18 protein-coding genes are annotated in these 19,905 nt (G+C 65.7%); 8 read left to right on the forward strand and 10 right to left on the reverse strand.

The window, feature by feature from the left end:
- The first annotated feature begins 13 nt into the window (after nucleotides 1-13).
- Entirely contained in the window at nucleotides 14-1,351 is a 1,338-nt protein-coding gene (locus JQ572_RS16130) for a Rieske 2Fe-2S domain-containing protein (protein ID WP_211384012.1), read from the forward strand.
- 3 nt (nucleotides 1,352-1,354) lie between these two features.
- On the forward strand, nucleotides 1,355-2,167 hold the full coding sequence (locus JQ572_RS16135; RefSeq protein ID WP_211384013.1) for an N-acetylmuramoyl-L-alanine amidase: 813 nt from the start codon (nucleotides 1,355-1,357) through the stop codon (nucleotides 2,165-2,167).
- Nucleotides 2,168-2,192: 25 nt separating this feature from the next.
- On the opposite strand, the gene JQ572_RS16140 is transcribed toward JQ572_RS16135, so the two are convergent.
- The 3 genes from JQ572_RS16140 to JQ572_RS16150 all read right to left on the reverse strand — a co-directional run bounded on the left by JQ572_RS16140 (nucleotide 2,193) and on the right by JQ572_RS16150 (nucleotide 5,179).
- Nucleotides 2,193-3,803 carry a Na+/H+ antiporter gene (locus JQ572_RS16140; RefSeq protein WP_249129076.1) on the reverse strand — a complete coding sequence of 537 codons (1,611 nt, stop codon included), beginning with the start codon at nucleotides 3,801-3,803 and terminating at the stop codon, nucleotides 2,193-2,195.
- A 45-nt stretch (nucleotides 3,804-3,848) separates the two neighbouring features.
- Nucleotides 3,849-4,706: a class A beta-lactamase gene (gene bla, locus JQ572_RS16145; RefSeq protein ID WP_211384014.1), complete on the reverse strand. Its 858-nt coding sequence runs from the start codon at nucleotides 4,704-4,706 to the stop codon at nucleotides 3,849-3,851.
- A gap of 98 nt (nucleotides 4,707-4,804) precedes the next feature.
- Nucleotides 4,805-5,179, reverse strand: a complete 375-nt coding sequence (locus JQ572_RS16150) for a nuclear transport factor 2 family protein (protein WP_211384015.1) — start codon at nucleotides 5,177-5,179, stop codon at nucleotides 4,805-4,807.
- Nucleotides 5,180-5,272: 93 nt separating this feature from the next.
- Between JQ572_RS16150 and JQ572_RS16155 the strand changes: the two genes are divergently transcribed.
- Both JQ572_RS16155 and JQ572_RS16160 read left to right on the forward strand, forming a co-directional pair.
- Nucleotides 5,273-5,701, forward strand: a complete 429-nt coding sequence (locus JQ572_RS16155; RefSeq protein WP_211384016.1) for a GFA family protein — start codon at nucleotides 5,273-5,275, stop codon at nucleotides 5,699-5,701.
- Between the two features lie 184 nt (nucleotides 5,702-5,885).
- Nucleotides 5,886-7,697, forward strand: a complete 1,812-nt coding sequence (locus JQ572_RS16160; RefSeq protein ID WP_211384017.1) for a caspase family protein — start codon at nucleotides 5,886-5,888, stop codon at nucleotides 7,695-7,697.
- A gap of 53 nt (nucleotides 7,698-7,750) precedes the next feature.
- Here JQ572_RS16160 and JQ572_RS16165 read toward each other — a convergent pair whose 3' ends face one another.
- Both JQ572_RS16165 and JQ572_RS16170 read right to left on the reverse strand, forming a co-directional pair.
- Entirely contained in the window at nucleotides 7,751-8,440 is a 690-nt protein-coding gene (locus JQ572_RS16165) for a DUF1345 domain-containing protein (RefSeq protein ID WP_211384018.1), read from the reverse strand.
- A gap of 7 nt (nucleotides 8,441-8,447) precedes the next feature.
- Entirely contained in the window at nucleotides 8,448-9,371 is a 924-nt protein-coding gene (locus JQ572_RS16170; RefSeq protein ID WP_211384019.1) for a polyprenyl synthetase family protein, read from the reverse strand.
- Between the two features lie 161 nt (nucleotides 9,372-9,532).
- On the opposite strand from JQ572_RS16170, the gene mtgA reads away from it, so the two are divergent.
- The 3 genes from mtgA (at nucleotide 9,533) to JQ572_RS16185 (ending at nucleotide 11,335) form a co-directional block, all read left to right on the forward strand.
- Complete coding sequence (gene mtgA / locus JQ572_RS16175; protein ID WP_211384020.1) at nucleotides 9,533-10,207, forward strand: monofunctional biosynthetic peptidoglycan transglycosylase; 675 nt, start codon at nucleotides 9,533-9,535, stop codon at nucleotides 10,205-10,207.
- A 163-nt stretch (nucleotides 10,208-10,370) separates the two neighbouring features.
- Nucleotides 10,371-10,553, forward strand: a complete 183-nt coding sequence (gene rpmF, locus JQ572_RS16180) for a 50S ribosomal protein L32 (RefSeq protein WP_007598106.1) — start codon at nucleotides 10,371-10,373, stop codon at nucleotides 10,551-10,553.
- A 143-nt stretch (nucleotides 10,554-10,696) separates the two neighbouring features.
- Nucleotides 10,697-11,335 (forward strand): hypothetical protein, encoded by a 639-nt coding sequence (locus JQ572_RS16185; protein WP_211384021.1) that lies wholly within the window; start codon nucleotides 10,697-10,699, stop codon nucleotides 11,333-11,335.
- A gap of 6 nt (nucleotides 11,336-11,341) precedes the next feature.
- Here the strand turns inward: JQ572_RS16185 and JQ572_RS16190 are convergent, their stop codons facing one another.
- A complete protein-coding gene (locus JQ572_RS16190; protein ID WP_211384022.1) occupies nucleotides 11,342-11,602 on the reverse strand; it encodes a hypothetical protein in 261 nt (86 codons plus the stop codon).
- A 220-nt stretch (nucleotides 11,603-11,822) separates the two neighbouring features.
- On the opposite strand from JQ572_RS16190, the gene JQ572_RS16195 reads away from it, so the two are divergent.
- Nucleotides 11,823-13,517, forward strand: a complete 1,695-nt coding sequence (locus JQ572_RS16195; RefSeq protein WP_211384023.1) for a GGDEF domain-containing phosphodiesterase — start codon at nucleotides 11,823-11,825, stop codon at nucleotides 13,515-13,517.
- A 47-nt stretch (nucleotides 13,518-13,564) separates the two neighbouring features.
- On the opposite strand, the gene JQ572_RS16200 is transcribed toward JQ572_RS16195, so the two are convergent.
- The 4 genes from JQ572_RS16200 to JQ572_RS16215 form a co-directional block, all read right to left on the reverse strand.
- Nucleotides 13,565-16,432, reverse strand: coding sequence for a PAS-domain containing protein (locus JQ572_RS16200; protein ID WP_211384024.1), 2,868 nt, complete (start codon nucleotides 16,430-16,432; stop codon nucleotides 13,565-13,567).
- A 174-nt stretch (nucleotides 16,433-16,606) separates the two neighbouring features.
- A complete protein-coding gene (locus JQ572_RS16205; protein WP_211384025.1) occupies nucleotides 16,607-17,482 on the reverse strand; it encodes an acyl-CoA acyltransferase in 876 nt (291 codons plus the stop codon).
- Between the two features lie 37 nt (nucleotides 17,483-17,519).
- Entirely contained in the window at nucleotides 17,520-18,500 is a 981-nt protein-coding gene (locus tag JQ572_RS16210) for an amino acid--[acyl-carrier-protein] ligase (RefSeq protein WP_211384026.1), read from the reverse strand.
- An 83-nt stretch (nucleotides 18,501-18,583) separates the two neighbouring features.
- Nucleotides 18,584-19,801, reverse strand: a complete 1,218-nt coding sequence (locus JQ572_RS16215; protein WP_211384027.1) for an acyl-CoA dehydrogenase family protein — start codon at nucleotides 19,799-19,801, stop codon at nucleotides 18,584-18,586.
- Nucleotides 19,802-19,905: the final 104 nt, after the last annotated feature.

Here is a 19,905-nt window from a genome sequence, read left to right on the forward strand (position 1 = left end):
GGGGGGATCAGCCATGCTCCGAGCCGAGGACAACAAGTTCCTGACCGAGTCCGGCCCTGGAACGGGCATGGGCGAATTGTTGCGCCGCTTCTGGATTCCCGTGCTCCTGTCGAAGGAGCTTCCCGAACCCGATAGCGAGCCGAAGAAGATCATCGTCCTCGGCGAGGAGCTGCTCGCCTTCCGCGACTCACGCGGCGTCGTCGGAATCATCGATCAGTACTGCCCGCATCGCGGCGCCAATCTCTGGCTCGGGCGCAATGAAGAATGCGGCATCCGCTGCGTCTATCACGGCTGGAAGTTCGATACCGAAGGTCGCTGCGTCGACATGCCGACCTCCTATCCCGATCTCAACGCCAAGGATCTCATCCGCATCAAGTCCTATCCGGTGCGCGAATGGGGCGAGATGATCTGGGCCTATATGGGCCCCGCGAATGCGATGCCCGAGCTGCCCGATCTGGAGATGGCGCTGCTGCCGGCCTCGCACCGCTACGTCAGCAAGAAATGGCAGGATTGCAACTGGGTGCAGGCGCTGGAAGGCTCGATCGACACCGCGCACTTCACCTTCGCGCATCTCTCCTTCGACAAGGAGGAGAACGAGATTCTGGACATCAAGAAGCATTTCGTGAACCCGATCGCGCGGATGTCGAGCGATCACATGCGCTGGATCGCGGAGGACCCGCGGCCGGTGATCAAGATCGCCCCGCACGACGCCGGCCTCACCATCGCAGGCGGCCGGCTCACCGGCGGCGACAACATCTACTGGCGCATCGCGCAGTTCCTGATGCCGTTCCACGCCTATGCGCCGAGCGCGATGCCGGGCGAGAACATCTTTGGCCAGACCTTCGTTCCGGTCACGGACACCAATTGCTGGATCTACACTTATGCCTGGAATCCGGATCGTCCACTGACGCAAGCCGAGCGCGACGCCTTCGACCGAGGCAATGGCGTGATCGCGGAAGTCGACGACAATTACGTTCCACTGCGTCACAAGGGCAACGACTATCTGATCGACCGCAAGCTGCAGAAGACCAGGAGCTATACCGGCATCAAGGGCGTCTCCGAACAGGACGCCGCCGTGCAGGATAGTCAGGGCCCGATTGCCGACCGCACCCGTGAGCATCTCGGCCCGACCGATCTCGGCATCATGCATTTCCGCAAGACAGTGATGGAGCTGGCGCGTGCGCTCCAGCAGGGCGTGCCGCCGCCGCAGGCTGCGCATCAGGATCGCTACGCCGTGCGCTCCGGCGCCTGCGTCACCAGCAAGGCCAAGGACCTGCCCGCGGTGATGCTGGAACGCTTTGGCGACGTCGCGGGATTCGTCGGCCACCCCAGGATTGCGGCAGCGGAGTAGGACTTGAGGCGATCGCGGAGCATCATCGCAATTCTCGTCTCGCCGCTCGTCGCGTCGATCGTGCTGTCGCCGCTCGGCAGCGGTCAAGCCGTTGCGCTGCGAAAAATGGTAAAACCGAAGCCGACGCAATCCGCGGCCAAATGCGAGATGTCGAAATTCCGGATCGTCGTGGATGTCGGGCACACGCCGGACTCCTACGGCGCGTTGAGCGCGCGCAACGACACGGAGTTCGGCTTCAATTTCCGGCTTGCAAGGTTGATCACGGGCAAGCTCAAGTCCGAAGGCTTTGGCGCAACCCGCCTGCTCGTCACGGACGGCAAGGCGCGGCCGAGCCTGTTCAAGCGCGTCAGTGCCGCGAATGACGGCCGGGCCGATCTCTTCCTGTCGATCCATCACGATTCGGTGCCGGACAAGCTGCTCGAGACGTGGGAGTTCGATGGCGCGAACAGCTATTTCAGCGACCGGTTTTCAGGCCATTCGCTGTTCGTGTCGGAGCGGAATCCGCACTTCGCCACCAGCCTGATGCTGGCCCGGATGATCGGCAGGCAGTTGAAGGAGCAGGGACTGCATTATGCCAGCCAATACACCCTGCCGGTGATGGGCCGCTACCGGCGTCAGCTGCTCGACAAGGATGTCGGCGTCTACCGTTACGACGGGCTCGTCGTGCTGTCGCAAACCCGCAGCGCCGCCGTGCTGCTGGAGGCCGGCTCGATCATCAACCGCGACGAGGAAATGACGATGAACTCGCAGGAGCGACAGGACCAGATTGCGGACGCCGTGGCGGTAGCGGCGCGGGAGTTTTGCGGGAAGCGGTAGTCGGTTTTGCTTGCGATGACAGAAGCTACAGCGGTGTCCCCCGATACTCCCGGTTCGCCAAACTCGCTTCCTCCAGATCCAGATCGCGCTCGATCCGCCGACGCGTCTCGTCGGTGATCTGGCCGTCGCGCAGCAGGTCGTGGATGAATTTGCGCTCGGCGGCGATCAGGTCGCGGGTCAGCGCGGTGCCGGCGGTGGAAACGTCATGGTGGGTGGGATCGAGCGAATCGGGAAGCTGGTTGACGCGGATCTCGTGGCGCGCGCGCAGGAGCCGCATCACCTCGTCCGACACGTCCTTTTCCCCGGTCAGCGCGTCGAGCGACTTCAGCGCCGCGTCGAGGGCCTGGCGCCGGGCCGCGATTTCGGCCTCGTGCTCGGCGACATGCTCGTTGCGGCCGGCGTCCGCGACGCCGAGCCAGCCCACCACCGGTGGCAGCGTCAAGCCGACCCCGATCAGCGTGACGAAAATGACGCCGAAGGCGACGAACAGGATCAGGTCGCGAAACGGAAACGCCTCGCCGCCCGGCAGCGTGAACGGCAGCGCCAGCGCTGCCGCCAGCGACACGGCGCCGCGCACGCCGGTGAACGCGAGCACGAACGGCCATTGCCATGGCGGCGACGGGTCGCGCGCGCGCAGCGACTTGCTGAGCATCCGCGGCAGATAGGTCGCGGGATAGAGCCAGGCGAAGCGTGCGATCACGACGACCGCCAGCACCACGGCGGTCGCGATCATGATGTCGTCGAGCGGAAACGCCTTCGACTTCTCGTAGAGCGCGCGCATCTGGAATCCGGTGAGCAGGAACAGCAAGCCCTCGATGAGATAGATCACGAGGTCCCAGAAGAAGATGCCTTGCAGCCGGGTCGATGCCGAGATCAGCAGCGGGCCGTTCCAGCTCACATAGAGGCCGCAGGCGACCGTGGCGATCACGCCGGAGCCGCCGAGATGCTCGGGCAGCCAGTAGGAGACGTAGGGCGTGATCAGCGACAGTGTCAGCTCGACCTGTGGATCCCCCGACCATTTGCGGAAGCGCAAGGAGAGCCAGCCGACGCCGATGCCGAAGGCGATCTCGCCGGCGATAATGAGCAGAAACTCGCCGCCCGCCAGAGGCAGCGAGAAATTCCCGACCATGATCGCGGCGAGCGCGAAGCGGTAGAGGATCAGCGCGGTGGCGTCGTTGGCGAGCCCTTCGCCTTCGAGGATGACCATGAGCCTGCGCGGCAGGTGCAGTCGCCGCGCGATTGCGAGCGGCGCCACCACGTCCGGCGGCGCGACGATGGCCCCCAGCAGGAATCCGACCGTCCAGGGCAGCCCGATCATATAATGAGTGGCGGCCGCCACCAGTGCTGCGGTGAAGATCACCGCGCCGACCGCGAGCAGCACGATCGGGCGCAGATTGTTCCTGAACTCGCGCCAGCTCATGGCGACGCTGGCCGAGTAGATCAGCGGCGGCAGCACCATCAGCAGCACCAGTTCCGGCGGCAGTTCGACCGGCGGCATGCCCGGCACGAAGGCGAGGCCGACGCCGGAGAGCATCAGGAGAATGGCGGGCGCAATGTTGAAGCGGCGCGCGACAAGTGCCGTGCCCGCCAGCACGGCGAGCAGGATGAGAAAGGTCTGAAATTTAGCGGCGATCATGGCCTGTCTTGGCCCGGAAGCAACCGCAAGGTCAATGCGCGCGGCTCACGCCAGCCGCTCGGCCACCATGCGGCCGATGCGGGCGAACACGGCTTCGATCCGTGCCGCACTCGGCGTGCCGCCCTGGGTATAGGCCACGATCAGGACCGGTGTATCCGGCTTGGGCCAGACCACCGCGATATCGCCCGAGGCGTCCTTGCCGTTGTTGCCGGTCTTGTCGCCGATCTTCCAGCTCGCGGGGAGCCCGCCGCGCAGCCGGTTCGCGCCGGTCTTGCAGCCCACCATCCATTCGGTGAGTTGAGCACGCGAGGCCGGCGACAGCGCCTCGCCCGTCACCAGCCGGCGCAGATTGCCGGCCATCGCCACCGGCGTCGTCGTGTCATGGGGATCGCCCGGCGGGGAACGGTTGAGCTCGGGCTCGTTGTGGTCGAGCCGCGAGGTGGCGTCGCCAAGCGACCGCCAGAACGCGGTGAGTGCGGCCGGACCGCCGATCCGCGCCAGCAGCAAATTGGCACAGGTGTTGTCGCTGAGCTCGATGATCGCCTTGCACATGTCGGCGACCGACATCGCACGGGCCGCGAGATTCTGCTTGGCGACCGGCGCGTAGTCCAGAAGATCGGCCTGGCCGTAAGGGATCATGGCCGCAAGCTGCTCCTCGCCGCGATCGACCCGCGCCAGCACGCAGGCCGCGAGCGAGGCCTTGAAGGTCGAGCACATGACGAACCGCTCGTCGGCGCGCCAGGCGATCGTCGCGCCGGTCGCAAGGTTCTCCGCATAGACCCCGATCCGGCCGCCGCTGTCGCGCTCATAGGCCTCGAGTTCCGGCAGCGTCTCCGCGGCGAGCGCGGGAGAGGCGGCAAACCAGCACAGCGAGGCGAGCAGAGAACGGCGGTCGAGAGGCATGGGGGGCCTTTTGAGAGAGACGGGCAGGTGGAGATGCGGTGTGCACGCCATCCGTGCAACGAGTGCGCCCGATTTCGGGCAACGAAAGATCAGGCCCCTCATTCCCTCAGGTCATACCGATAAGACTTGGACACGATCTGCCAGCCGTCGGCGAGCTTCATCGCCACCAGATAGTCGGTGAAAAACCGCGGCGGCAACTGGCACCGGACCTTGATGAAGGCGGTCTTGTCGTCCGAACGGTCGATGGTGACGATGAAATCCTCGCGCGGCTTGCCTTCGGCCTTGCCGGAGGGACGCTTGCGGACGCGGTCGAGCCAGTCGGGCACGGTCAGCACCTGGAGCTCGCCCTTCTCGACCCAGCGTAAATCGGCGGAGGGATGAAAGATGGCGCCGAGCTTTTCGGCGTCGCCTTCGTAAAGTCCGTCGAAATAGGATTGCACGACGGCTTCGACGCCCGAACGGTTCTGGCTCATGGGTCATCCCTTTGAATGATGGCTCGGGGTGAACTTAGTCGTACATGTCAAAATGCGCTATGGTGTCCGTACCATTTGCGCAAGGACGCTGTGATGACCGGATCAGAGAATGCGAACGCTCCCATCCTGACCGGCGAATGCTATTGCCGCGCGGTGCGCTACGAGGTGGCTGACGCGTTCTCCTATGCGATGAACTGCCACTGCTCGAATTGCCGCCGCACCACCGGCGCCGCCTTCAAGCCGTTCGCCGGGATCGAGCGGAGCAAGCTGCGCATCGTCAGGGGTGAGGACCAGCGCACCATCTATGGTGACGACACCACCCATGACGCCCACTGTGCTCGCTGCGGCTCGCTGCTTTATTCCCGGGTGCGCGAGGGAAAATGGGTCCATGTCGCCATGGGAACCCTGGTCGATGCCCCCTCGATCCGGCCGGGCGCCCACATTTTCGTGGGCTCGAAGGCGCCCTGGCACGAAATTACAGACGAGCTACCGCAATATCGGGGGCATATTGGAGATGGCTGAGGGAACCCGGCCCGCGCGTGCGCCCGTCAGCGAACCCCGGCAGGGCTGGCACGACAAACAAAAGGGGCCTTTTGCGGCACCCCGCGGGCGCGGCCTTCGTGACCTCCATCACAAGCACCCGCGCCGGAACTTGCTAAAGCGATCCCAAGGGGGCCCGTACGGCCCTGAACTCGGAAGTCGTGTCATGCGCCATTTGCTCAGACTTGGTCCGCTTCTCCTCGCTCTCACGCTGCTGTTCGGCGCCGGGCCTGCGTTCGCCGGAAAGCGCGTGGCGCTGGTGATCGCCAACTCGGCCTATCAGCACGCGCCGTCGCTCGCCAATCCCGTCAACGACGGCACGGTGATGGCCAGGACGCTGAAGGAGGCCGGCTTCGACATCGTGGATTCCCGGCATGACCTGTCGGCGCTGGAGACGAGGCGTGTGTTGCGCGAATTCGCCGACGCAACCCGCGATGCCGATATCGCCGTGGTCTACTATGCCGGCCACGGCATCGAGGTCGAAGGCTCGAACTATCTGATCCCCGTCGACGCCAAGCTCGAGCGCGACACCGACGTGTTTGACGAGGCGCTGTCGCTCGACCGCGTTCTGGTCGCGGTCGAACCCGCAAAACAGCTTCGCCTCGTGATCCTGGACGCCTGCCGCGACAATCCGTTCGGCAAGACCATGAAGCGCACGATTGCCTCGCGCGGTATCGGCCGCGGCCTCGCCCAGGTCGAGCCGACCAGCTCCAACACGCTGATCGCCTATTCGGCCAAGGCCGGTTTCACGGCGCAGGACGGCGACGGCGCCAACAGCCCCTTTACCGTGGCGCTGTCGAAGCACCTGACGACGCCCGGCCTCGACGTCCGCCGCGCCTTCGGCTTCGTGCGCGACGACGTGCTCAAGTCGACGGGTAACAAGCAGGAACCGTTCGTCTACGGCTCGCTCGGTGGCGACGACGTGCCGCTGGTGCCGGTCAAGGTGACGGCTGCCGCTGCGCCCGCGCCGAATCCTCAGGCCGACATCCGCCGCGATTACGAGCTCGCGCTCCAGGTCGGCAACAGGCCGGCATGGGACGCGTTTCTCGCCCAGCACCCCGACGGCTTCTATGCCAGCCTCGCCAAGCTTCAGCTCGAGAAAATCAGCGCCGAGCAGGTCCATGCGGCGGCGACGGAAAAGGCCAAGCAGGCCGAGGCTGAACGAGATCGTCTTGCCGCGCTTGGCGCGCAGAAGGATGCGCAGGCCAAGGCTGCGGCCGATGCAAAGGCCGCGGAGCAGGTGCAACTCGCCGCGCAGAAAGCCAAGGAACAGGCACAGCAGCAGGCGGCCGCCGCCGAGCAGCAGCGCGTCAATCTCGCCGCAACGGCGCCGAGTGCTGCGCCAGCCAGCACGGCGAGCCCCTCAGGCACCAACGTTGCTTCGCTGACACCGGCCACTGCGCCGGCCGATCTCAACCGTTCCGTGCAGACTGAGCTCGGCCGCGTCGGCTGCTTCTCCGGCGCCGCCGACGGCAACTGGAACACGTCCGCGCAGCGGTCGCTGTCGCAGTTCAACCGCTATGCTGGCACCAAGCTCGACGTGAAGGTGGCAAGCACCGATGCGCTCGACACCGTCAAGTCAAAACCGTCGCGCGTCTGCCCGCTGGTGTGCGAGCACGGCTTCAAGGTCGACGGCGACAAGTGCACCAGGATCGTTTGCGGCGATGGCTTCGCGCTGAACGACGACAACGAATGCGAGAAGAAGCGTGCCGCAAAGCCGACGACTTCCAAGCCCGCGACCTCGCGACGTGACGACAGCGAGGATCGTCAGGCAAAGAAGCGCGTGCAGACGGGCTCCGCCGGAGGGTATGGCTCAGGCATCGCGGGCGCCGCGGCCGGCGCTGGTCGCGCCTCGGGCGGCAGTGGTCAGATTTATTGCAACGATCTTCTCTGCCGTCCGGTCCAGCGCGGCTGCCACCTCGTATATCGCGGTGGCGGCGGCCCTCACGTTGATGCCAATGCCGAGGTCTGCAACTGAGGGCACTGCGTCCCTCGACATTGTCCGGCGAAGCCGTGACAATGTCGCTGGGATCAGGTCGCGATCGCGCTCGCCGCGATGTTTACCGTCAGCGCCAGCAGCGCCGTGTTGTAGATGAAGGATACGATGCCGTGCGCCGTGGCGGTGCGGCGGATGGTCTTGTCGGTGATGCCGACGTCGGAGACCTGTGCGGTCATTCCGATCACGAACGAAAAATAGACGAAGTCCCAATAATCGGCGTGATCTTCCTTGTCGCCGCTCGGAAACTGAAGACCGCCCGGCTCGGCGTGGCGGTAGTAATCATGCGCGTAATGCAGCGCGAAAGTCGTGTGCACGGCGGCCCAGGACAGCGCGATGGTGGTGATCGCGATGGTCAGCTCCGCCGCGCCGCGATGGGTGCCAAGTTCGACCACGATCGCTGCGATGCTGGCGAACGCGCCGATTGCCGTCACCAGCAGGATCACGAAGCGGCCGTCGTCCTGCATCGCGGCGCTACGGCGGATGTGCTCGTGGTCGTTGCACAGCATCATCGCATAGACCAGCACGAGATAAACCGCGATCAGCGCATCCCAGCCGAGCACGAGCCGCGTCGTCAGCCGGGGTGAGCCCGGCGCGAGCAGGCAGACGAGGACGCCGATACCGAGCGAGATGAACGTCCGCGGCCGGGCGTAAATCAGCCGCATCGGCCGCGACATCTGGCGGAAGCGGACGAGGGCGGGATCCTCTTTGTTGCCGCCCGTCATCGCGTGGCTAGTTCTTCCGCTCGGCCACGAAGCGCGCCGCGGCTTGCAGCACTGCGGCGCGGTCGCCGAAGATTGACACGGCGCTGTCGGCTCGCGCGAGCAGGTCGCGCACGCGCTGCTTGGCGCCCTCGATGCCGAGCTGGGTGACGAAGGTGGTCTTGCCGAGCGCGGCGTCCTGGCCCGACGGCTTGCCCAGCGCAGCCGCGTCGCCTTCCACGTCGAGCAGGTCGTCGGCGATCTGGAAGGCCTCGCCAAGTGCGCGGCCGTAATCGTCGAGCGCCTGATATTCCTTTTGCGAGGCCTGGCCGAGGATCGCTCCGGCGATGCAGCCATAGCGCAGCAATGCGCCGGTCTTCATCTGCTGGAGACGGGCGACATCGACCGGCTCGCGGTCGCCGAAACGGCCTTCCCCGGCAAGATCGAGGATCTGGCCGCCGACCATGCCGCCGATGCCGGCGCAGCGCGCCAGCGCGCGCGTCAGCAGCAGCCGCACATTGGCGTCGCGGTGGATCTCGTCGCGGGTGATGATGTCGAAGGCGAGCGTCAACAGGCCGTCGCCCGCGAGGATCGCGGTCGCGTCATCGGTCTTCTTGTGCAGGGTGGGGCGGCCGCGGCGCAGGTCCGAATTGTCCATCGCCGGCAGATCGTCATGGATCAGTGAGTAGCAGTGGATGCATTCGAGCGCGGCACCGGCGAGCAGCGCCGCCTCGCGCGGCACGCCGAACACGGCCGCGCTCTCGACCACAAGGAACGGTCGCAGGCGCTTGCCGCCGTTCAGGCTCGAATAGCGCATTGCGTCCATCAGTCGCTTGGGCCGGGCGATCTCATCGGGCAGGATGTCGTCCGCCAACAGGCGCCCGAGCAGGGCCTCGGTGTCATCAGCGGTCTTGTCCAGACGTTTGGCGAAATCGGACGGGGACGTGCCGGTCATCAAGAAGGGCTCCAGAACCAAAATTCGGCGGGACAATCCTTTATGCGCCCGCTTCAGTCAATCGTTTGGAAGGGCTAAAAAGCGCTGGAAAAGGCCCGAATTATCACAGACTTAATGGCGAGAGCCGTGGCCGCGTTTCATTTTGCGCCGGGAAGGTCGATTTGCGCATCGTCAAAATCCTGCTGGTAGCGCTCGCGGTCGTGGCTCTCGCGCCCTATGTGATTGCGCCGTTCTACCGCACCGGCCATCCGGTTTCGACGCTGATGGCCTGGCGAAGCTTGCGGGGCGCGCCGATGCATCGGGAATGGATCGATCTGGCGGCGATGTCGGCCTCACTGCCGCGATCGGCGGTGGCGGCCGAGGATGCCCATTTCTGCAAGCATCACGGCATCGATTGGGGCGCGCTGCGCGAGGCGATCGACGACGCGAACGAAGACGGTACGCCGTTCCGGGGCGCCTCGACGATCACCCAGCAGGTCGCAAAAAACCTGTTCCTGTGGCAGGGGCGGGACTTCGTCCGCAAGGCGCTGGAATTCCCGTTGGCGCTGTGGATCGACTTCGTCCTGCCCAAGGCGCGGATCCTGGAGATCTACCTCAACATCGCCGAGCTGGGACCGCAGGGCCAGTTCGGGGTGGAGACCGCCAGCGCCTATGCCTTCGGCAAGTCGGCGGCCAACCTGTCCCCCCGGGAAGCCGCCCTTCTGGCCTCGATCCTGCCGAATCCGGTCAAACGCAGCGCCAGGACCCCTGGACCGGGTGTCAGGCGCCTGGCCGGGACCTATGTTGCCAGGGCGCAGGCCAGCTCGCTTTCGACCTGTTGGCGGGAAAATCGCTGATTTCTGGCCCTTTCCGGACGTATTTTCCGGTCCAAGAGCCTAGCTTTAGGGCCAGCCTTCCTCTATAAGCGCGGCCTTGATCGGCATTCCGCTCGCCCCGTTTGGGTGCTGAGCCGTCCTGTGGACGATGCCCTGATGACACCAATCCCTAGAGGATATTGAAATGGCCGTTCCGAGAAGAAAAACCTCGCCGTCGCGCCGTGGCATGCGCCGCTCGGCAGACGCCATCAAGAAGCCGACCTATGTGGAAGACAAGGACTCCGGCGAGCTCCGTCGTCCGCATCATCTCGACCTCAAGACCGGCATGTACAAGGGCCGTCAGGTCCTGAAGAAGAAAGAGTCCTGAGTTAAGGATCTTTCTCCGGGCGGGATCATTTCGCCTGCCTGATTTCGGCCAACCCATGAGATATGACGGTGACGGCGGCGGAGCGAATGCTTCGCCGCCGCATTGTCCTGTCTGGATATCTTGATCGAGAAGGCATTTCGCCGATGGTCGGTTTCCCGCTGCTCCTGATCCCGCTCGCGGTCTACAATATCATCGCCTTCCTGATGCCGAGCGTGTCCTTTACGGACGTGCTGTTCAAGGTGCCCATGATCACGGGCGAGGCCTGGCCGGTCACGCTCGCCGACGTGATGCTCGCGCTCGGAATCGTGCTGCTGCTGCTCGAGGTGGTGAAGGGCGCGCGGCCGGGCGCGAGATTCCTGATGGATCATTTGCTGTCGCTGATCGTGTTTGGCGCGGCTGCGGCCGAATTCGTGATGTGGCCGAAATTCGGCAACTCCACCTATTTCCTGCTGGTGCTGCTCGCGATGGCCGATTTCCTCGGCGGCATCGCCCAGCGCACGCGCCGCCGCGTCGCCTATGCCGGCGAGACGACAGCGCCCGCTTCGCGCAAGGCCAGGCGTCAGGCCGAAGCGCCGGCCGATGAAGCCGTCGCCGAGCCCAAGTTCGAGCCGCTGATTGCGCCGCAACCGGCACCGGTGGCGCCGCCCGCGCCCACTGCGCAGTCGGTCGCCGAATCCGTGCTGATGGACCACCCGGCGCCGAAGCCCGTCCAGAGCATGCCTTCGCCGGATTTGCAGCCGGGCAACGGCACGCCGCCGTCTCCCGACGCGCCGCCGCGCTGATCGGCCTCAAGCCACCTGTCGCGTCCGCGCGCTGACGCTTCCCAGCGGATGCTTGCTGCCATAGGCCATCTGCGCGTCTTCGGAAGACGCGCAGCGGAGCCGGTTCGTCTGCGGCAGGTGCTCGGCATTGGCGATCAGCTGGGTGACGAAGCTCGAATCGGGGCGCGACAGCGGCGCCTTGTTGGCCAAGCGCAGAAGCGGCAGCAGCGGCACCAGGGCCGTGCCCGTGCCGTTGTCCGCCTGGACCGATCGATCAGTACTGAACATCGCAATCACCGTTGGTCCGGCGAGCCTGTCGCGTTTCGGAACGCTGGCGCCGGTGCGTGTCACGTACTCGCAAGGCCTATGCCGGCCGGGCCGGTTTGGTTCCGCAGGCCTGCAGAACGTGGTTTCCAAATTGTTTATGAACTTTGCCTAGGGTCAAAGGCGAATCTGGCTCTATCCTGTGCCGACCCAGGACTCTCCGCTGTCCCGAAACGAGGCGATTTTGACCCCCGCATTGCCGCAAGCCTCCGACATCCTGGCTGCTCTCGGCCAGGCCGTGTTCGCCTGGGACGTCGCCAGCGATGCCATCGTCTGGGGTGATCAGGCCAGTGCCATCTTCCCCGGCATTCCCGCCGAGCGGCTGGCCACCGGCGCCGAGTTCGCCAAGCTGATCGAGCCCGCGCAATCGCTGCGGACCGCGGCGCTGGCGCAAACCTCCGCCGTACATGGCGCCGACGGCACGCCCTACCGGGTCGAATATGGCGTACGCTTGAGCGCCGCCGATCCCGTGGTCTGGATCGAGGAGACCGGGCGCTGGTTCGCCGGGCCCGACGGCCGCCCGGTGCGTGCGATCGGCTCCGTCCGCATCAACAATGAGCGCCACGCCCGCGACGAGGAATTGACGAAGCTGGCCCGGCTCGATCCGCTGACCGGCGAGCTCAATCGTTCGCATCTGATCGCGGCGCTGGCCGAGGCGATCGAGGAGACGACCCGCTTCCGCTCGACCGCGGCCTTCATGCTGGTCGGCATCGATCATCTCGCCCGCGTCAACGACGCCTTCGGCTTCGACGTTGCCGACGCCGTGATCCTCGACGTCGCCAAGCGCATTCGCGCGCGCCTGCGCGGCGGCGACGTGCTCGGGCGCTTCTCCGGCAACAAGTTCGGCCTGATCCTCAAGAACTGCACCGTCGACGACATGAACGTCGCCGCCGAGCGCTTCCTCGCCGGCATCCGCGACGAGGTTGTGCCGACCAAATCCGGCCCAGTCTCGGTCACCGCCTCGATCGGCGCGGTCAGCGTGCCGCGCTATGCCCGCAACACCGACGAGGCCGTCAATCGCGCCCACGAGACCCTGGACGCCGCGAAGCGGCGCCGCGTCGGCTCGTTCGCGGCCTGGCGCCCGGATGCCGCGCGCGACGCCCAGCGCCGCGTCAACATCCGCGTCACCGACGAGATCGTCACCGCGCTGAACGAGCGCCGGATCAAGCTTGCCTATGAGCCGGTGGTTGCTGCCGCCTCGCGCGAGCGCGCGTTCCATGAATGCCTGGTGCGGATGGACCAGGGCGACGGCCAGGTGCTGCTGGCGCCCGACATCGTGCCGGTCGCCGAACGACTCGGCCTCATCCGCCTCGTCGATCATCGCGTGCTCGAGCTGGTGGTCGCCGAGCTCGCGGCCGCGCCCGACATCTGCCTCAGCCTCAACATCTCGCCGGATACCACGATGGATCCGGACTGGTGGGCGGGCATCGAGTCTCTGATGCTGGCCCATCCCGGCGTTGCCGAACGGCTGATCGTCGAGATCACCGAGACGGTCGCGATCCAGGACATCGACGACGTGCGCGGCTTCGTCACCCGGCTGAAGAATTTCGGCAGCCGCATCGCCATCGACGATTTCGGCGCCGGCTACACCTCGTTCCGGAATTTGCGCAAGCTCGGCGTCGATATCGTCAAGATCGACGGCGCCTTCGTGCAGAACATCACCCATTCGGCCGACGACCGCGCCTTCGTGCAGACCCTGATCGATCTCGCCCGCCGCCTCGACATCAAGACGGTCGCCGAATGGGTGCAGGACGAAGAAGCCGCAAACATGCTTCGCGACTGGGGCTGCGACTACATCCAGGGTCGCCTGATCGGGCTGGCGTCGGCCGAGCGGCCGTGGGGCACGCCGCCGGATAGCGCGCTGCCTGCGGCGGGGTAGGGACCGCGCTTCGCGCGGCTGCGAGCTAACCCACCCAACGCAGATCCTTACGCCACGCGTCGAACCGCGTTCAGCGTCTCGATGGCGCGTCCGACCTCGGACGCCGGACACGGCCTGCCGAAATAATAGCCCTGCACGGCGGTGCAGCCGCATTCACGGACGAAGTCGAGCTGCTCGATCGTTTCGACACCCTCGGCCGTGGTCTCGACGCCGAGCACTGAGCCGAGGCTGGCGATGGTGCGGACGATGGCAATGCTCTCCGGGCTTTCGCCGAGCGTGCCGACGAAGGAGCGATCGATCTTGATGCGGTCGAACGGAAACTTGCGCAGATAGCTCAGCGAGGAATAGCCGACGCCGAAATCGTCGAGGCTGACGCGCACCCCTAACGCGCGAAGCTGGTGCAGGATCTCGATCGTCGCCTCGCTGTCGTCGAGCAGCGCCGTCTCGGTGACCTCGAGCTCGAGCCGCTGCGGCGGCAGGCCGGCTTCCGCAAGTGCGCTCGTGACCATCGCCACCAGCCCGCGCGAGCGGAACTGCACCGGCGACAGGTTCACCGCGACGGTGACATCGGGCCAGGACACGGCGGTCGCGCAGGCGGTGCGCAGCACCCATTCGCCGATCGGGACGATCAGTCCGTTCTCTTCCGCGATCGGAATGAATTCGGCTGGCGAGACGAAACCGCGCGACGGATGCTTCCAGCGCAGCAACGCCTCGAAGCCGGTCAGCTCGGTGGTGTCGAGCCGCACCTGCGGCTGGAATGCCAGGTCGAACTCACGTGCCTCGAGCGCGCCGCGCAGATCGTGCTCCAGCGCGTGCCGGCTGCGCGCCTCTTCCTCCATCTCGGGCTCGAACAGCTGAAAGGCGCCGCGCCCCTTGGCCTTGGCCTGGTACAGCGCGAGGTCGGCGCATTTCATCAGCTCGTCGGCATCGAGCCCGTGATCGGGCGCGATGGCGATGCCGACGGAGACGCCGACATGGATCGACTGGTTCTCCAGCGGCGGCGGGTGACCGATGATCTCCACCAGGCGGCGTGCGAGCTTTTCCGCCGATTGCGGCTGCGGTCCGCGCTGGAGGACGGCGAATTCGTCGCCGCCGAGCCGCGCGACGGTGTCGTGCTCGCCGACATTCTCCTTCAGCCGCGCCGCGACCCAGCGCAACAGCCGGTCGCCGGCCGCGTGGCCGAGGCGGTCGTTGACGGTCTTGAAATTATCGAGGTCGAAGCACAGCACGGCCATCGCGCCGCCGGCGATCGCGACCTGGTTCAGTCCCTCGCCCATCTTCTCGCGGAACAGCGTGCGGTTGGGCAGGTCGGTGAGCGAATCGTGCCGCGCCATGTGCGCCACGCGAGCCTGGGCCTTGTGGCGCTCGGTGACGTCCTCGTAGGTGACGACCCAGCCGCCGTGCTCCATTCGCTTGTGATTGAGCTTGATGATCCGGCCGTCGCTCAAATGGCGGTGCAGCGTGTGCTCGCCCTCGCGCAGCCTCTCGACATAATCGGCATAGAGCCGCGCGGCGGTGGTGTTCGGATGGGTGCCGAGCTCGCAGCTGTGCTCCATGATCTCGCGCATCGAGACACCTGGCTTCACGACGTCCGGCGACAGGCCGTACATCTCGATGTAGCGGCGGTTGCAGACGATCACGTGCAGGCTCGAATCCAGCATGCAGAGGCCCTGGCTCATGTTGTTCAAGGCCGCGTCGAAGCGCCGATACTGCTCGCTCAACTCCTCGATTGCGTGCTCGCGCTCGGTGATGTCCTCATAGGTGGCGACGAAGCCGCCCTCGGCCAGCGCGCAGTAGCGCACCGAGATCATGGTGTCGTTCGACATGCGCCGGCGCATCGGCGAGGAATCGCGGTTGGCGATCCTCGCGCTGGCGGCTTCCAGGAGCTGCTGCGGACTATATTCGGAGGAGAACGCACCTTTCGCCATCGAGCGCTCGATCAACTCGGCGAGATGCGTCCCCGGTTTGGTCTCCTCCGGCGACAGCCGATAGATCTTCCGGTAGGTGGTGTTGCAGACACGCAGGCGCATCCCGCTGTCGTAGAAGGCGAGCCCGTGCGCCATGTTCTCCAGCGCCGCATCGAGAATGAAGTTCTGCTGCCGCAGCGTCTCCTCGTATTGCAGCCGCTCCGTGACGTCTTCATGCACCGTCACCCAGCCGCCGTCCGGCAGGAAGCGGGAGACCGCCTGCACCATCCGCCCGTCATAGCGCATCACCAGCAGGGTTTTCGCCTTCCTGGCGCGCACGTCCTCCAGCCTGGCGTCATGGAACTCGTCGGCCGACATCCCCGGCAAATTGCCGCGCGACAGCCAGTGATCGATGGCCGTGCCGTGCGTGGCGCCCGGCTTCACGATTTCGGGGTCGAGATTGTAGAGCTTCAGGAAACGTTCGTTGCAGACGACGACGCGACTGTCGGAATCATACATGATGAGACCGTGCGACATGTTGGCAAGCGCGTGTTGGCTGCGCTCGGTCTGCACGCGCAGCTCCGCCTCGAGCCGTGCGAGGCGGCTGACGTCGTCACAGATCGTCATCCAGCCGCCGCCGGGGAGCGGCTTCAGCTCGAGCGCCATGACGAGGCCGCTCGCGAGCGTCTGTTCAGTCCGGAACGGCTGGCCGGCCGCGATCCGCGCCATGCGCGCTGCATAGAGCGCATCGACTTCCCCTGCGGGGATGTTGCCGAGCGTCGCGCTGTGGGCGAGCACGTCGCGGTAGCTCGTGCCGACCCGGACGGTCTCGGCCGACATGTTGAACAGGCTGAGATAGCGCTGGTTGACCAGCACGATCCGGTTGGCGGCGTCGTAGACGCAGACGCCCTGCTCCATGTGATCGAGCGCAAGCTGGCTCAGCCCGACCAGGGCCTGCGGGCCCTCTTCGCGGCGTGCACCAAGCTCGTTGTCGCGGGTCGACGTCATGGGATCGGCAGGTCTCGGCGGGCAATAGACTTAACGCAGCGTAATTCAGCCGCCGAGGGTAGCGAAGAGGCGGGAAAATTCCCTTAAGCGCAGTAGTTTACGGAGGGTGACCAGCAAGGCGGAGAGTGGGCCGTACAGACTACGCTCATGCGGGCTACAGGAGGGCGCGACCTCCTACGGTCCGTACAGCACGAGTTCCGTATCCGTGAGGTCGGCGAGCTGCGGCCGGTGCGGACCCTTGAAATATTTGCGGCCGCGCCGCTCGGTGTAGATGCCGACGAGGCCGGGAACCGGGCCATTGGAGTCGACGGCGACCGAGATCTTGCCGAGCCGCAGCAGCAGCCGGCCGATGCGCCCTGCGCATTCGACGTACTCGGCAGCGTTGCGGCAATAGATCAGCTTCATCGCGGGCGGCGCAATGAAGCCGCGGCGGATGCGCACCGGTTGCAGGATGAAGGGGAACGTTCCCTTCGGGGTACGGCAGACGAGGCTGAGGCAATTGTAGCGCGCGTGCCGCGTCAGGAGCTCGGTTTCGACTTCGGAAAGTCCATCGATCGTCTTGGCGTGCTGCGAGATGACCTCGATCTTGCTCCAGCGCGGGACGCGTGCCAGCGCGGGTACGGAGAAGAATATGCCACGGCAATAGGCGCGAAAGCCTTGCGTCTCGATGATCGGCCAGGTCCAAGGCGCCGGGCTGATGTTGAGATAGGTGACGTCCTTGTGCCGCTGGGCGATCTTGGTCAGGAGCGGCGCATAGTTGCGGTAAGCCGGATCGACGTACCAGCTCGACAAATTGCACTGGATGGCTACCTCGTCGCCGGCCTTCCGCGTCGTGTAGATCAGCAGCAGCACGCCGACCGGCGTGCCGTCATTGTCGAGCATGTAGCCGAAGCGCGGGTAGCCTTCCGGCACCGGCCGGAAGGCCTGCCGGCGCAGGCCCTGGATCCAATAGTCGCGCGAGCGGCCCACGAAGCCGCGCGTCAAAAGGTCTGCGACCGCCTCGACGTCGGCCTCGGTGATCTCGCGGCATCGGACCTTGGTGTGGATCACGCTCGTCTTTCCCGTGGAAATGACAGGCCTCGTTCCGTTAGCGCCAGCCTTCGCCATGAGCATCGGCCGCGACGTGCGGCTGCATGCCCATGAGCTCGCGCACCTTGGCGGGCCAGGCGGAAAGATCAGTGCCGTGGGTGTGGAACATCGCGACGGCCAGGCGGTCCATGCCGAAGGCGACGCAGCCCGTGTGGGCCGGCTCGCCATCGGCGTCCTGGATGCCCCAGGTCGTGCCGAAATGCTCGCGGTGATAGTTGAAGCTCATGCAGGCGGTCGGCTGCTCCTCCGAGCGCAGCGGGATCAGCAGCTCGAACTTGAGCTGCTGCTGCTTCTGGCTCACCGCCTTCATCTGGCCGACGCGGCCGAAGAAGGGATCGCTGGCATAATCGACGCGGAAGGTGAGACCGAGATCGGCCGCGATCGCCTGCGCGCGCACCATCCAGCGCTCGCGGAAATCGGCGACGTCGTCGGGGCTTCCGATGCAGACATATTCGCGCATCCGGAACGATTGCAGCCGGTCGAGGTGCTTCGACGGCTCACGGCGGAAGCAGTCGGCGGCGACGTCGAAGCGCAGGCCGCCCTTCGGCAACTGGCCGCGGCTCGCCGCGATCGGATAGACCGGATAGCAGGCGGCGGGCGACAGCACGAGGTCGGCGGGCGACAGCGAACTGGTCCAGTCGCCACCGGCATCGAAGCGGCTCACCGCGGCGTTGATCTCGCGCTCGGTGCCGTGCAGGCCGCAGACGCAGCCGAGCAGGTTCGGAAAGCTCTTGAGATAGCCGGATTTTTCCAGCTGGGCCCGGCTCATCACCGGCGGGAAGCGCATCACCTCGGTGCCGGCCTCGCGATGGCTCGTGATCAGTGCGGCGAGCTTTTCGACAACGCCCTCATAAAGCGCGGTGCGGGCGTAGACGCCGTCCGAACCCATGGGGTGAAACAGCTTGTCGGCGAGATGATCGAGCGGATCGATGGCTTGCGGGGCGGTCTCGGGTGAATCGGGAAGAACAGCAATGTTCATATTCGACTTCCTGCTATTTGAAATTATTGTTGTTGGTCGAGAAGATTTGTCGGTCCGTAAGGCACGTCAGTCCCGAAAGCTTTTCAATCGCGAAGGCTGGTTGGCACGCCGCTCATCAACGTCGAGGTCGCAGCATTGGCCAGAATGCGGTCATTGTTGATCATGATCGGCGACGACAGCACGTCGCGCAGGTGGCGGCCCATGGTGAACTCACCGTCGTTGCGGTAGCCCGAAAGACCGGCCGTGCGCATCGCATGCATCACGGTCTCGACTGCGAGCTCGGAGGCCTGCACCTTCAACAGAGTGATCGAAGACTGGAAGTCGAGTGAACTCAGGGCGCGTTCGTCATGCTCGGCGTTGGCGAAGGCGTCGATATTGGCCGAGATCAGCGCGCGCAGCTTGGCCAGCGACATCTTCGCGGCGGTGAAATGCGCCGCGGCCGGGGGCATCTGGCCGCCGGAGCCGCGCGCCGCCTTGCGGACGAAGGCCTGCGCGCGCGTGACCGCGGCAGCGGCGATGCCGGCCCAGGCGGATGACCAGCACAGATGCGCGAAGGGCGTCATGGTCTGGGCGTGGATCTTGTCGTAGGATTCAGGGAAGACGCGGTCGGCGGGGCAGTCGACCCTCAGCTCGAAACCGGTCGAGCAGGTGCCGCGCATGCCGAGCGTTTCCCATCCCTGCGTCTGCTTCAGCGAATAATCGTCCCTGGCGAGCGCCAGCAGCACCTGGTCCGAGGCGGCGGCCTCGGTGGCGCGGCGGGCGATGGTGACGAGGCCGTCGGCCTCGGCGCCGTAGGAGATGACGGTGGCGTCGCGCACGAGCGAGACGGTGTCGCCGGCGTGATCGACGGCAGCCGCGCTGGCGCGGATGTTGCCGCCGTTCTGGCCTTCGGTGGTGGAGGAGGCGAGCAGCCACTGGTCGCGTGCGACGCGCCGCATCATGGTTTCCATCCAGGGAATGCCGTGGCCGTGCCTGACGACACAGGCGACCTTGGTCGTGTGCATCGCATAGACCATCGCGGTCGAGGCGCAGGCGCGTCCCAGCGTATAGCAGATGTCGGTGACGTCGTGGATCGAGGCACCAAGCCCGCCGAACTCGACCGGGACCATGACGCCGAGCAGCTTTTGCTCGCGCGCGATCTCGAAAGCCTTGTGCGGGAATCGGGCGTCGCGATCGACCCCGTCTGCGTCGGCCGCCGCCGCGGCGGCGGTTCGGGCGGCGCGCTCGATGAGGGAAGGACCCTGCTCGAGAAAGCTCGTCTGCGTCTCGTCGACAGTGAGAACTGCTTCACGCACGTTCATGCTCGTCCGCCTCCGGTTTGCCGTTCGAGATCGCCGGCATCATTCGCGATGCCGCTTAAAGCGATCTTCCGACCATCTTTGCTTGTGATTGGAGGCTACGGATT

The organism is Bradyrhizobium sp. SZCCT0153 (genome assembly GCF_018129995.1).
Lineage (GTDB): Bacteria > Pseudomonadota > Alphaproteobacteria > Rhizobiales > Xanthobacteraceae > Bradyrhizobium > Bradyrhizobium japonicum_G.

Excerpts from the sequence above, each read along its gene's own strand:
- JQ572_RS16130 (WP_211384012.1), top strand. The coding sequence starts at position 14 with ATGCTCCGAGCCGAGGACAACAAGTTCCTGACCGAGTCCGGCCCTGGA.
- JQ572_RS16140 (WP_249129076.1), bottom strand. The coding sequence starts at position 3,803 with ATGATCGCCGCTAAATTTCAGACCTTTCTCATCCTGCTCGCCGTGCTG.
- bla (WP_211384014.1), bottom strand. The coding sequence starts at position 4,706 with ATGCCTCTCGACCGCCGTTCTCTGCTCGCCTCGCTGTGCTGGTTTGCC.
- JQ572_RS16150 (WP_211384015.1), bottom strand. The coding sequence starts at position 5,179 with ATGAGCCAGAACCGTTCGGGCGTCGAAGCCGTCGTGCAATCCTATTTC.
- JQ572_RS16155 (WP_211384016.1), top strand. The coding sequence starts at position 5,273 with ATGACCGGATCAGAGAATGCGAACGCTCCCATCCTGACCGGCGAATGC.
- JQ572_RS16160 (WP_211384017.1), top strand. The coding sequence starts at position 5,886 with ATGCGCCATTTGCTCAGACTTGGTCCGCTTCTCCTCGCTCTCACGCTG.
- JQ572_RS16165 (WP_211384018.1), bottom strand. The coding sequence starts at position 8,440 with ATGACGGGCGGCAACAAAGAGGATCCCGCCCTCGTCCGCTTCCGCCAG.
- JQ572_RS16170 (WP_211384019.1), bottom strand. The coding sequence starts at position 9,371 with ATGACCGGCACGTCCCCGTCCGATTTCGCCAAACGTCTGGACAAGACC.
- rpmF (WP_007598106.1), top strand. The coding sequence starts at position 10,371 with ATGGCCGTTCCGAGAAGAAAAACCTCGCCGTCGCGCCGTGGCATGCGC.
- JQ572_RS16185 (WP_211384021.1), top strand. The coding sequence starts at position 10,697 with ATGGTCGGTTTCCCGCTGCTCCTGATCCCGCTCGCGGTCTACAATATC.
- JQ572_RS16190 (WP_211384022.1), bottom strand. The coding sequence starts at position 11,602 with ATGTTCAGTACTGATCGATCGGTCCAGGCGGACAACGGCACGGGCACG.
- JQ572_RS16200 (WP_211384024.1), bottom strand. The coding sequence starts at position 16,432 with ATGACGTCGACCCGCGACAACGAGCTTGGTGCACGCCGCGAAGAGGGC.
- JQ572_RS16210 (WP_211384026.1), bottom strand. The coding sequence starts at position 18,500 with ATGAACATTGCTGTTCTTCCCGATTCACCCGAGACCGCCCCGCAAGCC.
- JQ572_RS16215 (WP_211384027.1), bottom strand. The coding sequence starts at position 19,801 with ATGAACGTGCGTGAAGCAGTTCTCACTGTCGACGAGACGCAGACGAGC.